We start from the raw sequence: 14,464 nt of genomic DNA, 5'->3' as shown, positions 1-14,464 counted from the left end.
GGGCTGTATAACCCCAGGTCAGGGCTGTATAACAGCCGGGACTTATACAGAGAGTTGTCTATGTGCCGATGGAAGGAGCCGAGCGAAGCGAGGCTCTTGGAGAGACGAACTCCAATGTGGACAACCATCGATATTCAAGATCTTAAATCAGTCAAATATGTCGATACGTCACATCGACGTGTCCGAATTGATCCCGTATCCTGGGAATCGGACAAACAACCGATACCGTACAGCGGGGCGTACATGAAGCGCGACGATGCCCTGCCTGTCAAGTTTTGGGGTATCCCCCCCCTTGCATAAATATACTCATACACACGTTCTAAAACACTCTAAGCTATAGTCATCAGTATTGATGTGTCAACGATCATGTGCATGCATGTAAGTAAATAAAGCCCTTGAGCTGCACGAACATAGATCATCGGCTGTGATGCATGAGCAGTGATGTATGTCTGTGTATCTATGTAACTATGGGATACATAGTGTAGTGCGCATACCGTGTATGATTATGCAGTGACAATGGGTAGCTATAGAAGAACCCCTATAGAGAAGATCCTCTATAAAGGGTCTATAGGCAAGCGTCTATGAAGAACTCCTACCAGGCCCATGGGGTATGGGGTATTAGGACAGCGACATCTGTCTATGGGTTGGAAGGCATAGCCTACGGAGCCCATAGGAATTCCTCAGTATGCCCATAGAGGGTCGTCTATGAGCGGTCTACAGTGGACGGACTCGCCTGCATGGGCGGTTGCATACTTATGCGCTCAAGCGGATAGCACTATTTGCACAACCGGGCAGGAATGTTACCTGCGAGTACGGTCCTAAAAGCTTGGTTTTAGCAGCTCTAGCGACTAGACTTGGGCTACGCCCAGACGGGGCGGGGCGGAAGGAAGGAGGTCGGAGGGGACGCGCACGGGACGCGCGGGAGGGGAGCGGGACAGCCGCTCAGATACACCATGCCCGGTAGTGCCTGGTGGGTTATATCGCTCGCTACGCGAGGTCTGATAGCCGTGCCAACAAGGTGGTACGTGGGTTGTTCGTTGATAACTTAAAGCGCTCCCAGCAGACACTAGGGTCATTTGTGTCCGTATCCCTGCATGCCAAATACGGCAGTACATGATGATGGGTGAAGGGGTCTAATACCTTCTCGCTAGTGGGTGACTTATAGGTCTGTTGGGAGCGTAAAGGTACACCCTCACCTGGGAGACCTGTATGGGTGCTCACTCTGTGAGCCCCTTTACCGTCGCCTAGCAGCAAGGACTAGCAATGAGAATCCTGATGACACTGTTTGTCATGGCAGGGCTCGCGCTCAACGGACAGACGTGGGGGGACGCAGAGAACGGGAACGGCACAGTTCCCAGCTTCCTCTACCCGGCAGCACAGGCACTCTTTCCGGAGTGCACCACGGAAGACAGCAATTGGTGTATCTGGGATGCCGACAAGCGAGGCAACCACATCGGGGAAAGCTTCCTCACGATCAATGACGTAACGATCATTTTCGACTAGAGGTTATCGAGCGCTTATCTACGGGTGAGCGCTCCATTAGTCCCTAGTAGGAAAGAGAGAACAGGGAATGAAGATCACGGCCCGCACTGTTTCACGGTTCTCACTGCCTGGCAATCACGGCACTAGCTATTACTACCGTCGCACCATCAACGGGACGCCTTACAGTTTCACCTTCGTCGTGATGAACAACGGAGAGCGTAGGCATTTCGTCAGTAAGTACAACGGTTACTGCGCACACATCATCGAAGACGGGCTGATGACTCTTGAGAGTGCGCTTAAGTTCGCCTGTGCGTGGACCCAGGTGCACGCAATCATCGTTCGTCACCCTCAAGACCTGTGCAACAAGTGCGGCAAGTGCGAGCGGAACGCCTGTGAGTCTCACAGGTTGTGCTACTGCCACTGACCCACCTGTGAGCGCTTTAGGGGTCACTGAGCCTAGCTCGGGGGCCCTCATGGCACGACAGTTGGGGGAGGGCGTGAGACTAGGCGAAGAGTTCCGCTTTCACGGATCTGTCAGCAAGCCCATAGAGAGGAAGGGTTCAGAGATGCGACGCTACGAATTGCCGGACGGCAACGGGGGATGGTTCCCCATGAACCTCCTGCCGGACGCGACGAAGCTCAAGGCTGTGCTGGACGCCAGGGGCAGGGTGGAGGGTGAGCATTACCGTCTGATCGACCCGGAGGCCAAGCCTCAGCCTGCCAGGAAGGTGCGGGCACCCCGGGCCAAGAAAGCCGCTCAGCCTGCCGTTGAGGCCACGGGGGAGGGTAAGTGATCACGAAGTTTCAGGCCCTCGTGGCTCGTGAGAGTTTGGCCGAGGTTTACCCGGAGTATGGGCCGCACTCCGGAGGGATGTATAGCGATCACGGGGCAACAGTGGCCGAGGTGCACGAATCGAGCGCCCTCATTGAATGTTGCTCGAATCGCTTCATCGTTGCCTATTCCAATCTCACCCCCTCCCGTCACCTTCTCGCACTCATCGAAAGCCCTAGCAACGAAAGCGGCTCTTACAGTGAGGCTCGGATGGAATGGAAGGGGCGTAACCCGGAAACGGGAGAGGTCGAAACCATTCCGCTGTCCTACTAATAGCTAATCGGGTGGGCACAGGCTTTCGGGCCTGTGCCTAGCCATAAGCCATTAGGAAGGGGCAAGGAAATATGGCAAGGGTAACGGCTGAGGACAGAGAACGGGAAGTAACGATCGAATGGACGGAGACTACCCACAAAACCCTGACACTCCCGTTCGCCGACATGGCGAAGCTCCTGAAAATCAAGCAGGGGGAGTTGAAGGCTGCCCTAGACGAAGGTGACGAAGTCGATACGGACAGCGTCGAAAGTGCAATAAGCGACCATGAGGACGCCCAGGTATACGAAGAGACCTGGGAATTCCTTGAGATTAGCGGCTAGCTAATCTCCGCCCCTAGAGACATCGCTTGTGACGTAATCACTTCTCTAGGGGCACGCAATACCTAATCCGTCGCCAAAGGATCAAGAATGCTCACTCTCGCAGACCTTTTGTTGGTGATCGGATTGCCCATGGGGGCCACGATCATCGTTGTTCTGTTCGCCTATTGGATTGCCGAGGGTCCGTCTGTGCTTCCTGCTGACGGCGGTAAGTGATGGCAGGGGCTAGACACCTCAGCAAGGATGTCTGCCGGAAGTGCAACGGCTGTGGAGCCGGTAGACTGTTCTGCCGGTTCGGACACGTAATCTGTTGGTGCAGGGTGTACGTAATCGGGAGGGTGCTGTAATGGACGACCAAAGGGACTACGAAGAAGAGAACAGCAACCGAGCGGAGATGATCCGTGAGGGAATGGCTGAGGTCGCTGCGGAACTGGAGGAATTGCAGCGGGCTACGCCGCGCGAACTCCCTAGCGTCACGCAGTGGGCTTGTCAGTGCTGCACTTTCGTCATGGCTAACGGCGAGTGCTGCGACTCTGACCAGCACGGAGGGGACGGCATTGAGCCCCTGTCGGAGATTCCCAACGGAGCTAACACCACTCTGGGGATGTCGTACGAAGAACACGAGAAGGGATGCCCCAACCGTCTTCGCACTCCTGCCGGGGAGTCTCACGACTGTGACTGCGAGACGCGTTCTTTCTCATGGTCTAGTTGCGATGCCTGCGGCAGCAACCTGGGAGGGACCCGGCACGCATTCATCATCTGGAGTCCAGCTATGAGCCTCACTGAGGCGACGAACGGCTAGCCCGGTAGAGTGACAGGGTTCTAGGGTCCTAGAGCGGCTACGGCCGTTCTAGGGGCCCGGGTGTCCTATCAACACTAGGGGAGATGATGTCAGAGCGAACGGAACGGATCACGGATAAGAAGGTGCGAGAGGCTTTCGACGCCTTCAAGAGCAACGCAATCATTGTGGGTTTCGATGCAACGAATTGGGATTTGATCCCACCACAGTTCGTGGGTGCTCAATGGTGCATCGTAGACCGGGGAAACGATGGGCACGCCCACAACGAAACTCCCTTCCCGACGCACCTGGGAGCGGGTACCCGAGAGGCACACGCCGTACTCCGAGCAATGAGCAAGACCCTGTTTGCTGTGGCGCACCTTCAGAACGGGAGCAACTGAGAATGGCTTACAACGACATTAACGAAATTAAGGAAGCCGCTAAGCGGAGCAGGCACAGCAAGCATTGGTTCGACGCTGACACTCTCGCGTTCTTCTCTGGACGTGTAGAGCCTCGCGTCTGGCCGTTGCCGGATGACAGCGGGGCACTGTTCGTCACCTCGGAGAAAACGGGAGAAGGTCACCCACGCCTCTACACGGTTCGGATGGCTGACAGCGAGGGGGAGATTAGCAACGTCGGCGAATTCATGGCACACGAAACGCTGAGCGGTGCCAAGAATCACGCCGCGTGTCACGTCGGAGCAATCGCGCGAAACGCGGAATGCCCGTACAACGAAACGATGCGATGCCAGACTGAGCGAATCACTGACTAGCTAGACCACAATCGGGAGGGATCAGGGGCAACTCTGATCCTTGCCATAGCGGCCTAGAGGTTAGACCGTGGACCATCAAACACCGTCGCCATACAAATTGAAAAGGGGAGAACCGTGGCTACTGTTCCGGAGTTGAAGGCACAGGCTAAGGGCATGGGCCTTAGCGGGTACAGCAAGATGACCAAGCCTCAGCTTGAGAAGCTGATCGCAGACAACACCCCCGACCTTTCCGTTCCCACCTGGACTAGGGCTGAGAAGGCATACATGGCAGGGATGCGGGGCAAGAGCGCTCAGCCGATGAGTGCGGTCGGCCGGCTGATGGCGTACGCCGATCAGCGAAACCTAGTACATGAGGGTCGGAGCACGCTGGAATGTCGACCCCTGCTCACCCCCCGTCAGTCTCGCCGTATGCGCAAGGCTGAGAACCGTGCCGACGCCCGGGTGGCTCGCGCTGAGGCTGCGCTCTGATGCGTCCTAGTCTCGCCTACACGGGCCCCCACGAACGGGACCAGGTGGACGCCGGAGGAATCACCATTCGATTCCTTGACGTACTGGCACAGAGCGGCCTAGACAGGGAGGGGGAGCTTTCGCAGCTACCCCCTGAATCTGGTAACGTCTGCCGGCCATTCAGCTACGCAGCGTCGGAAATCCTCAAGTACAACGACAGCAACGCAGATCTGTTTTTGGAGGGGTGATGAAGACTGTTCTTGTTGCTGATGACGACGGAATCCGTAAATCGCGGCTTGCATGGATAGCTGAAGTGATCCGTAGGCCACTGTCGTTCCCCTTTGGGGTCGCTCGCAAGAATCGCTAGCACCATCCCGTTAGATTGCTCTACAGGGCATGTAATGCCGCCTCACGTACGGATAACCGGCCGTAGGGGTGCTGTAGTCCTGTAGGGCTTTCTATCCGGATAGCTAGGAGGTAGCAGTGACAGCAATGAAGAAGGACATGCGCGTCGAAATCGCGCCAGACCTTGATATATGGATGCAGGGAGACCGCTACGGGGTAGTGGTGAAGGTCGGACGCAGGTATATCGACGTCAAGATGGACAAAAGCGGAAAGACTTTGCGCTTTCTTACTGGTGACCTCACCCCGATTAGCTGAAAGGAAACACAATGGAAAGCTTCACTAGCATGTCTAACGAGGGTATCGAAGCCACAATTCGTGCCAACGAAGAAAGAATGGCGAAGGTGCCTACGGCTGAACCTGCTGGTTTCGACATCACTCTCAGCGCATCGGATTTCGCCGAACTCATGTGGGCGCTGCAAGCCGCTCACGACTGCGAGAGTGCTACCGACGAAACTGCCGATTGGGCCGGAAGGTTCGCTAGCTGTATCGCCGAAACTCTCGGCGTAGAGTTCATCTAGGCACTAATGCGATTGTGGACAGGGGTACGGCGTCAGCCGTGCCCCTGGCATTGTTTCATTAGCACTAGGGGAAGGGATTGCCGTGGAAAATCCGTCGCCACTATTGATGCGGCATTTCACGCAGGCTCTTGAGAGTATCGGAGCGCGGAAGCAGTTCGACCCTGACAGAATCAAGGTAGACGACAAGGGAGGGGTGGTCACGTGGATTCAGGATCGTTTTCCTTCGTCCTGTCAAGTTCATTGGGCTAGTATTATGCCCTCCGAGCACACAGGCTATCGACCTGGGAAGCTACTAGTCGAGGTGACATACGAACGCGCATTCTGGAGTGATCGAACGGGGCAATCGTTCCGCCTAACTTCGGATTACTACACGTTCTATAACCCGATTAGGTGCGCTGAGTACGTCGCCGGTCTCTTCGGATACACCCAACCGAAGACATGCCAATGCTGACCCTGCTGATAGCTAGCCCCTGCCTGCTGGTGCTGTGCCTAGCGGCAGCGCTAGCGCTGTGGAGGGTGCGGGATGCCAACCTGGCAGAGCTGCGACGGCGGCACCAACGGGCTAGGTACGCGGCGGGGTTCTACTGCGCAGAGCGGCGAGAGCTAGAGGGCCACGGGGAAGGGGAGTGACGGACAGGGGCAGGGGGAGACCCCCTGCCCCTTCTGTGCTTCCCAGGTAACCGACCCCTGCTACCTGGCAGCCTGTGTAGTTGTGCTGTAACGCCCCGTATAGCATCCATCGACAAGCACACTGGTTGCCGCGTGTCAACCATCCGCAGGGCAAACATCCCGTGACGATCATCGACAGGTTGAGTAGTTTTCGCCTAGTCCCACTGGTGGGACCCCTGTTAAGGTCCACTTAAGGAAGGTGCTTGAGGCGTCAAGCGTCCGGTCGGTCCGGTCCGGTCCCCTGTGGTCCGGTCCGGTCATGTCCGGTCGTGTTCGGGGGAGGTGTCCGGTTAGTGCCAACTTCTAAAACTTGCCGTATGGAAGTTCCGCGAGTACAGTCGTGGTTAACACTGAGCGTCCGGTCAGTTTCCGTCCGGTCCGGTGTCTCCACCGTCACTGCTCTCTAGGGAGGCCATCAATGCGGACGTACCAGTTGCCCTGGCGTGAGCGTTAGCCAGCGTTCTCATGAACTGGGGGATCTTGCTGGCAGGGACGATGATGACGACCTCACGATCAGGGTCATTGTTGAGCCTGACAGGGATCTCGACGTGCCTCATTACGGCGTCCGCTCGTCCACCGAGCACGCCCCACCACTTCTCCTTGATCTTCGCCACGAGAGATCCATCCTCATCGATCGCAGGGTTACCTAACTTCCGCAAGAACCCTACCACTCGACTCAGGTATTAATCATCGCATATTAGAAGTGTCGTACATCACACCCTGGAAGGTTGACAGCACATGCACAACCCCCTTCAAGCTCCCGGGACTGTCCGGTGGTACGTGTTCATCCCTCGGCGGGGCAAGCTTATCGTCCCACCAGACATCCATGATCGGGAGGGGTATGCCCTTCGGTCGGGAGCCACCCGGCTCATGCTCGGGAACGAGGTGGTCTGGGAGCGTCCGGTTGCGGGCACCCCCGGTCCGGTCCGGCACCTGGCGGTGGTCCGGTGAGCGACCCCAGGGAGGAATACGGCCAGCAGGACCCCTGGGGAGAGTTTGAGGAAGACCAGGCGTTCGCGGGAGACCACATCTACGGGGGTCCCCACGAGGAGATCCAGGATCTCATCCTCCTGACGAACGTCTGCATCAAGTTCGAGCTGTGGGCCGATGACTTCCGGTGGAACGATCGGATGGGCTCCAAGACTCCTGTGTCCCGATGGGAAGAAGACAGCCCGTTCTCAGAGTTGCAGTCGGTAAAGCTGGCATCCACTGAGGCCCGCAAAGAAAGCTAGGAGCCATGACCACCAAATCCGTCGCCATCACCAAGCGCGCTGCTCAGCGCGAACTTATCGACTACATCAAGGGTGCGGTCTACGGCCCTGGGCGCAAGGGTAACCCACCCTCGGAGATCCCCGGAACCCCCCTGGCGCTGCCGAACGCTGACGGCACCGAGCATGAGCTTCTGATCGTCCGGCGGGACGAGATCGCCGAGTGGCTGGAAGAGATGAAGCCCGGCTTCGTGGAGATCGGCTTGGACAAGGCCCAGAAGGACAAGCCATTCGAGGAGCAGGACTGGATCGCCACGTGTGACGAGCACGGCGAGATCGCGCGGGGCGTAGCCACTGTTCCGGGACACAACGAAGTTGTGCGGCACGCTCACAAGCACCTCGAAGAACACCACGGGGGAGACGGACAGATTCCCTGGGGAGACCTCATCCGAGACCGGGACGGCAACGCGCCGTAAAACAGGAGCAACCACAAGTGAATAAGGAATTCGTACACTTGCACGTCCACTCTCACCGAGGGTCAATCCTCGATGGCATGGGGACTAGCAAGCAGTACGCCGAGGAGGCTGCCCGTCTTGGGCAGCCTGCTTTGGCGTTGACCGACCACGGAAGTCTGCCCGGACTCCTAGAGCACTACCGGGCGTGTCTCGCAGCCGACATCAAGCCAATCCTGGGATGTGAGTTCTATGTTGCGCCGGAAGACCGTTCTATCCGGTCCCGAGTGGACTGGGGTCCAGGTAACCCGGAGAGGGTTGCGGAAGATGGGGACAATCCCGGTATCGGAGGTCGAGGCGCTTATACGCACCTTACGGTGCTTGCGAGAAATGCAGAAGGAGTTAGGAACCTCTACCGACTTCAGGCTGAGGGCTTTGACTCTGGCTTCTACAGCAAGCCTCGAATCGACCTTGAAAGCCTTAGGCGTCACTCTGACGGACTAATCGTCCTCTCGGGGTGTGCTGGGTCCGCTATCAGCACCAGAGTTCGCCTCGGTCAGCGGGACGAAGCTGACCGCCTCGTTGACTACTACAAGTCCGTCTTCAAGGACAACTTCTTCGTAGAGGTGATGCACCACGGCATACCTTTCGAGGATGCCCTTAATCGTGATCTCATTGAGCTTGCTGAGAGGCATCATGTTCCCCTGGTTGCGACCAATGACGCTCATTACTGCCGTCCTGAGCATTCTTCCGTTCACGCTGCTCTACTGTGCGTCCAGTCTCAGAGCACTCTTGCCAAGCCGGCTTTCCAATTCTCTGGGGCGGGTTATCACATCAGCAGCCGACAGGAAATGGAATCGAAGCCTCTGCCGGCTGTATCGCTGGAAAATACTCTCCTGGTCGCAGAGCGAGTAGAGGCGTACGACGGGTTCTTCGATGAGCGAGTCCGGTACCCGCAGTTCGACCTACCGGACGGGTGGACCGCTGAGGAGGCTCTGAGGGCTCTTGCTCGGGAAGGAATGGAACAGCGAGTTCAGAAGCTCACGAGCGCTCACTACGACCAGCTTGCCTACGAGCTTGAGGTTATCTGCAAGGTCTCTGACCCGAATTACTTCCTGGTGCTTCAACACGTCGTCAACGAGGGAAAGAAGGAAGGGATTGTATTTGGTCCTGGGCGTGGGTCTGCCGGTGGCAGCCTGGTTGTTTTTGCGCTGGGTATCACGGATCTTGACCCGATCGCACACCGACTGATCTTCGAGCGCTTCATGAACCCGCAGCGTGCGGGACGACCCGACATCGACATCGACATCAACGACGCTCAGCGGGACCAGTTTATCGAGCTGGTTCGTAGGCTCTACGGAGACGACGCGTTCGCTCAGATCGGAACCTTCGGCACCATCGGTGCCAAGAACGCTTTGAAGGATGCTAACCGAGTCCTGGGGGGCACCAACGAAAAGGGGATGTTCTACAGCGCTCAGTTGCCTCCTGCGAAGTTCGGAAGGCAGCCCAGCCTTGCGGACTACACAGGCCCTCGGGATGCCGTCTACGAGCTTGCTACGGGGCTCGAAGGCACCGTCCGAAACGAAGGGGTACATGCCGCAGGCGTGGTGTTCTCCTCAGAGGAGCCGATCTGGGAGGCTGTCCCGGTCCGGAAGGTCCGGGGCGAAGGTGGCTGGATCACTGGCTTTGATATGCATGAGGTCGAAGCTCTTGGCCTCGTGAAGTATGACTTCCTTGGACTACGAAACCTAGGGATTATTGATGAGTGCTTGCGACATCTGCAACGAGACGGTTCCGTGTCGTCGCCACGGCTGCTGCTGGCCGATGGACCCAACCTGTCCGACTTGCCAACTAATCCCGGCGATTGCAACGACCGGGCGACCTACGAACTCCTCAGCTCAGGAAACACCCTTGGTGTCTTCCAGCTTGACAGTTCTGGTATGCGGGGGCTGCTACGACTGCTTCGGCCCACTCGATTTGACGATATTTCGGCCGTGCTCGCACTGTTCCGCCCTGGCCCAATGGGAGCTAACGCTCACACTGAGTTCGCCAAGCGGAAGAATGCAGGAGTCGAGTGGCGAAGTGACTGGGCAATTCACCCTGAGTTGGAAGAGGCTCTAAAACCTGCTCTCGCAGAATCCTACGGCCTGATCGTATGGCAGGAGCAGGTACTTGAAGTCCTGAAGATCGTGTGCGGCTGGTCGTACTCCGAGGCCGCACTTCTGTTCGACGCGATGAGGAAGAAGAACCATGCGAAGATGGGGGCCACGAAGCCGGACTACTTGGCTGCGGGTAAAGCGAAGGGGTTCACTAACGAAGCACTGGAAGCCCTATGGGCGACTCTGGTGCCTTTCGCAGATTACTCCTTCAACCGAGCCCATTCAGCCGGATATGGCCTGGTTGCTTACTGGACGGCGTATCTCAAGGCGAACCATCCGATTGAATACATGGCGGCTGTACTTAGCTCGGTCGCGGAAGACAAAGATCGTCTACCTGAATACCTCGCCGAAGTAGAAAGGATGGGAATCCCGTTGCTGCCACCGGACATCAACCACAGTGGCTTGGGATTCTCGCCAGGTCCAACTGGCATCCACTACGGGATTTTGGCGATCAAGGGCGTTGGGGAAGCTGTCTACAACGCCATCGAGGGGAAGAGGCCGTTCAGCGACCTGGACGACTTCTTCAAGCGGGCCCCAGCGAAAGCCCTCAACAGTGGCTCTCTGGCCGCCCTGGTGGGCTCAGGAGCCATGGACGGTCTTACACCCCTGCGAGAGGAGCTGTACCTTGCCAGGGAAGCACTCAGCGCCCGCGCACTACTTCACCGCCAGGAGGCCCGGTTGGGCCAACGTCCTCTGTACCGCGTGTCGTACGGCGTGGGCGAGTCGGGTATTGCATCGACTGAGCAGAGGCAGGCTTGGGAGAGACAGTACCTCTCGATGGTCCTGACTCAGGGAGCAGTGGATCTAGTACCCAAGAGACCGCTGACTGAGGCCGAGTTGCACTGGCTAAAGGATCTTCTGGCGAAGCACCCGGGAAAGACTCGGTTGCGGATGCGTATCGGCTCGATTACCCTGGATCTGTCCGTCGCCAACTGGGAGGCCGTTGAGCCTGCCGTAAGATCTCTGGGAGTATTCCAGTGATGACGCTCGAAGATCTGTTCACCCGTCAGTGGGTCTGCAAGGCCAGAGTGTTCGAGACGTGGAAGTGCACCGCAGAAACCCATCAGCGGACGAGAGCCAGCACCCATGGGAGTTGCGGCTATCGCTGGCAAGCCAGCTTCACCGAAGGAGACTTCGAGACGATCAAGAGTCTTCAGCTTGTTGACAAGAGCTAGTGAAAGGATCTTCTAAAAGGGCCCCTTCGGGGGCCCTTTTTCTATGCTCTGTTCCAGATAATGTCTCTCAACGCTTCCTCCCAGCCTGCTTTTCCCGGTCGGTCTTGTCCTTGTGGTCCTTGTGGCAAATCCACGCGAGATTGTCCGGATCGTTGGTGCCGCCGGCAGCTCGATTGATAACGTGATCGACTTGGCCGGCTACTCCGGAACGACCGCAGACGTAGCAGGTTTTCGTGGAGTATCCACGAGCCTTCTTCTTCAGGCTGCCCCAGTTGGACGGCAACGGCACCTGGCCACTCGACCGCTTCCAGACCTTGTGAGTGGGGCACGGAGCAAACTGCCGGCAGTCAGGCTTGGCGCATCTCTTCTTAGCTCTCGGCATGAAATCCTCTTAGCTCTCGGGGGTTGTTGGTGTTGCCCCGGCTGGGATTCCAGGTTGGTGCGAGGGCGGGGAGCTTCCTCGGTGGTAGCGGACCGGGCGCTCAACCCGCCCCCGACATCTAGAAGATGATTGCCACCGCAGCGATAACCACCAGACACAGAACAGCACCAAGGATAAGATCTCGACTCATAGCAGCAGTTCTCCATTCGGCCAAATGGCTTTGTAGACTCCGGCATTCGTCATAAGCGTTCGGCAGTCCGGACAAGGCTCGTCGGTAATGAACATCGTGGCTCGATGACATTCCATTAGCCATCGGTCAACGAACGAGTCAAGCGGAGCTAGTCCAGGAACATTCCTCAGAGCATTCTCTTCGGCATGTCGAGAGATGCAATTGCCGTAGTCTCCGAAAGCTGGTTGTTCGTCGTAGCTAAGCAATCCTCTTGGGCAAGCTCCAGAAAGACATCCCGGAGCGCCGGGGTCAGTTCCGTTGTAGCCAATTGAAAGGACTCGGTTGTCGTCGGCAACCAGAATTGCGCCGACCTTTCTGCGTCGGCAGTCAGCTCTTGTTGATACCCACTTGGCTCCGGCCAAGTAGTAGGAGACCCAATCGGGTCGCTCAAAGGTATTCAACGGTTGCCCCAAGACTTTCGACGGCAGTGAGAAGATCCCTAATAGGAGCAAGCTCGTATTCAGCCATCGAGCTTGCGACTTTTACTTCGGCCCGGTTGATTCTGTCGGGCCGAGAGAAGAGAACCAGCCCCTTGGCTGGTTCATAGATACCATTACCAAATCCCATACGGATTTGGTTGAGGTAAAGGAACTTCTTCTTAGCGCTTCCCCCTGAGGGGAAGCTTACGATGGCAAGGGTATTGAACTTCAAGAGAACCCCCTATTAAGGAGCCCCATAGGGGCTCCTAGTAATTACTTACTTATGGGCTCCTTGAGGAGCCCTAGTAGTTATTACTTACTAGGGGGTCTTAGGGACCTGGGTCCCTAACTTCTATAAGACCCCTTAAATATCTTAACGGGAGATCCTTGCCGCCTCCGGCTCCCCCTGCTGCCTGAGCAGCGTCCTCACTAGATACCTTGCGTGTCCGCCGTTGACCACCCGGACACGATGACCATCGTATGTGACCCAGCTCACATGGAGTATCCCCCCAAACCAGGACATCCCGCACTGTCATACGGGCCGTTTTAGAAGTACCGTTGGGTCATCGCCACAACGGCGGGAGGGAGTTGAGATGCTGTTCAGCGTAGAGCTTCAGTGGGGCTCTCAGGAGGGGAAGAACCGTCTTCCCCTGTACGCCCAAGTGCCGGCTGTGCCGGCTAAGGGGACCACGATCCTCCTGAAGGAGATCCGCCGCCACCCAGCGCCCGAGCTGGACGGAGAGGAGATCGAGTTCGAGGTGGAGGTGGAATCGATCGCTCTGGACCTCGAAGACCCGGAGCGAGGGACGTACATCGTGTACGCCATTCCGACTGACTAACTCCCCTCAGGAAAAACAACTGAATATGGATCTGCGAACATTAGTCCGGGGTGCGTTCGGAGATGACGATATTGTGTCCTCGGACTCATTCTGGTACTACGCAACACACGAGTTCGACCTTGCCAGGAAACGCCTCCCTAGTGGCTCCATAGTCGGAGACCACGGACCGGAGTACGAATACCAAAAACCGTCGCCAGCGGACCATGAAGCAGCCTTGAATTGTGGTTGTATTCAGCGGTACCCCGTTGCTCCAATGGACGGAGAACTCCTTTACTGTCGCCTGCATGACGACTGGTATAAGAGTCATCCTGCCATTCCAAGGGAGCCTACTTCCTACCTGCTCAAGTGCAATTCCTGTGTCTGGAATCCCGAAGGCGTGCCCAATAGTTCAAGGGCGCACTCTAAGGCCAAAAGGCATTCCCTAGGCAGCAAAGGTGGTCGTATCAACGACCCCCATGATGTTTTGATCGGCAAGAAGCACGGCAATTCCGTCGAGTGGAAGACCTACTCGCCCAAGAAGAAGGACAACTGAATATGTCTGCCTACGACATCGAGTTCGCCATCGAAGAGAGCACCTTCGGAGCCACCAGGACTGGGCTTGCAGTTGCAAAGCGCACTCTGGCTGCTCTCGGACTGACCCGGAATGTCACCGGCCCTGCGAAGCGTGTCCGGATTCACTCGGGCGAGGGGGGTTGGACCGTGAACATTCCCACCGACCGGGCTGAGGAGTACGCCCGGCAGGCGTGGAAGGACTCGGCCACCACGGATGTAACTATCAACGGCATTTCGTTCCCCAAGCCGACGACGCTCACTGTCGAGGAGGCTGACAGCCAGCTCAACGCCTTCAAGGCCGAGGTCTACAAGAAGGCTATGGAGAAGGCCGAGAAGCACGGCTGGTGCGACGTTGTTCAGGACACCCTCCGGGAGCTGGGCATCGAGGCTCCGAAGGCGAAGGTCCGGATCACCTTGGAGTTGGAGTACGACGAGGGGACGCGCGTTCCGGACTTCCAGACCGTCTACGACCTCCCCCGCCCCGACCTTCAGCGTGCCATCAAGTCGGTCGAGAAGATCGACGGCTGACCGAGCTGAAGCAAAGCAATTCCGAGTT

17 protein-coding genes are annotated in these 14,464 nt (G+C 57.2%); 13 read left to right on the top strand and 4 right to left on the bottom strand.

Going from position 1 to position 14,464, the window contains the following annotated elements:
• Positions 1-1,263: 1,263 nt before the first annotated feature.
• From AC0OO9_RS31300 to AC0OO9_RS31265, 8 genes are all read left to right on the top strand, one after another.
• Positions 1,264-1,503 carry a hypothetical protein gene (locus tag AC0OO9_RS31300; protein WP_484514483.1) on the top strand — a complete coding sequence of 80 codons (240 nt, stop codon included), beginning with the start codon at positions 1,264-1,266 and terminating at the stop codon, positions 1,501-1,503.
• 545 nt (positions 1,504-2,048) lie between these two features.
• Entirely contained in the window at positions 2,049-2,276 is a 228-nt protein-coding gene (locus AC0OO9_RS31295; protein WP_484514481.1) for a hypothetical protein, read from the top strand.
• On the top strand, positions 2,273-2,587 hold the full coding sequence (locus AC0OO9_RS31290; protein ID WP_484514480.1) for a hypothetical protein: 315 nt from the start codon (positions 2,273-2,275) through the stop codon (positions 2,585-2,587). Before AC0OO9_RS31295 ends, AC0OO9_RS31290 begins: the two co-directional genes overlap by 4 nt.
• A gap of 71 nt (positions 2,588-2,658) precedes the next feature.
• On the top strand, positions 2,659-2,907 hold the full coding sequence (locus AC0OO9_RS31285) for a hypothetical protein (RefSeq protein ID WP_484514478.1): 249 nt from the start codon (positions 2,659-2,661) through the stop codon (positions 2,905-2,907).
• 87 nt (positions 2,908-2,994) lie between these two features.
• Positions 2,995-3,120, top strand: coding sequence for a hypothetical protein (locus AC0OO9_RS31280; RefSeq protein WP_484514476.1), 126 nt, complete (start codon positions 2,995-2,997; stop codon positions 3,118-3,120).
• A gap of 965 nt (positions 3,121-4,085) precedes the next feature.
• On the top strand, positions 4,086-4,454 hold the full coding sequence (locus AC0OO9_RS31275) for a DUF7447 family protein (protein WP_484514475.1): 369 nt from the start codon (positions 4,086-4,088) through the stop codon (positions 4,452-4,454).
• A gap of 930 nt (positions 4,455-5,384) precedes the next feature.
• A complete protein-coding gene (locus AC0OO9_RS31270; protein ID WP_484514474.1) occupies positions 5,385-5,561 on the top strand; it encodes a hypothetical protein in 177 nt (58 codons plus the stop codon).
• 11 nt (positions 5,562-5,572) lie between these two features.
• On the top strand, positions 5,573-5,824 hold the full coding sequence (locus AC0OO9_RS31265) for a hypothetical protein (protein WP_484514473.1): 252 nt from the start codon (positions 5,573-5,575) through the stop codon (positions 5,822-5,824).
• A 1,031-nt stretch (positions 5,825-6,855) separates the two neighbouring features.
• Here the strand turns inward: AC0OO9_RS31265 and AC0OO9_RS31260 are convergent.
• Positions 6,856-7,107: a hypothetical protein gene (locus AC0OO9_RS31260; protein WP_484514471.1), complete on the bottom strand. Its 252-nt coding sequence runs from the start codon at positions 7,105-7,107 to the stop codon at positions 6,856-6,858.
• Between the two features lie 333 nt (positions 7,108-7,440).
• On the opposite strand from AC0OO9_RS31260, the gene AC0OO9_RS31255 reads away from it, so the two are divergent.
• From AC0OO9_RS31255 to dnaE, 3 genes are read left to right on the top strand one after another with little or no spacing between them, the layout of a single operon-like run.
• Positions 7,441-7,725 carry a hypothetical protein gene (locus tag AC0OO9_RS31255; protein ID WP_484514470.1) on the top strand — a complete coding sequence of 95 codons (285 nt, stop codon included), beginning with the start codon at positions 7,441-7,443 and terminating at the stop codon, positions 7,723-7,725.
• Between the two features lie 5 nt (positions 7,726-7,730).
• A complete protein-coding gene (locus AC0OO9_RS31250; protein ID WP_484514469.1) occupies positions 7,731-8,177 on the top strand; it encodes a hypothetical protein in 447 nt (148 codons plus the stop codon).
• Between the two features lie 17 nt (positions 8,178-8,194).
• Positions 8,195-11,293 (top strand): DNA polymerase III subunit alpha, encoded by a 3,099-nt coding sequence (gene dnaE, locus AC0OO9_RS31245; protein WP_484514468.1) that lies wholly within the window; start codon positions 8,195-8,197, stop codon positions 11,291-11,293.
• A gap of 261 nt (positions 11,294-11,554) precedes the next feature.
• Here the strand turns inward: dnaE and AC0OO9_RS31240 are convergent, their stop codons facing one another.
• The 3 genes from AC0OO9_RS31240 to AC0OO9_RS31230 all read right to left on the bottom strand — a co-directional run bounded on the left by AC0OO9_RS31240 (position 11,555) and on the right by AC0OO9_RS31230 (position 12,749).
• Positions 11,555-11,776 carry an HNH endonuclease gene (locus tag AC0OO9_RS31240; RefSeq protein WP_484514467.1) on the bottom strand — a complete coding sequence of 74 codons (222 nt, stop codon included), beginning with the start codon at positions 11,774-11,776 and terminating at the stop codon, positions 11,555-11,557.
• A 279-nt stretch (positions 11,777-12,055) separates the two neighbouring features.
• Positions 12,056-12,499 (bottom strand): deoxycytidylate deaminase, encoded by a 444-nt coding sequence (locus tag AC0OO9_RS31235; RefSeq protein ID WP_484514465.1) that lies wholly within the window; start codon positions 12,497-12,499, stop codon positions 12,056-12,058.
• Positions 12,486-12,749, bottom strand: coding sequence for a hypothetical protein (locus AC0OO9_RS31230; protein ID WP_484514463.1), 264 nt, complete (start codon positions 12,747-12,749; stop codon positions 12,486-12,488). The genes AC0OO9_RS31235 and AC0OO9_RS31230 overlap by 14 nt, the downstream gene beginning before the upstream one ends.
• Positions 12,750-13,110: 361 nt before the next feature.
• Between AC0OO9_RS31230 and AC0OO9_RS31225 the strand changes: the two genes are divergently transcribed.
• Both AC0OO9_RS31225 and AC0OO9_RS31220 read left to right on the top strand, forming a co-directional pair.
• Entirely contained in the window at positions 13,111-13,356 is a 246-nt protein-coding gene (locus tag AC0OO9_RS31225) for a hypothetical protein (RefSeq protein ID WP_484514462.1), read from the top strand.
• Between the two features lie 534 nt (positions 13,357-13,890).
• A complete protein-coding gene (locus AC0OO9_RS31220; protein ID WP_484514460.1) occupies positions 13,891-14,436 on the top strand; it encodes a hypothetical protein in 546 nt (181 codons plus the stop codon).
• Positions 14,437-14,464 lie beyond the last annotated feature (28 nt).

Source organism: Micromonospora sp. USAFONa4 (genome assembly GCF_057197825.1).
This window is presented reverse-complemented; position numbering and strand designations above follow the sequence as displayed.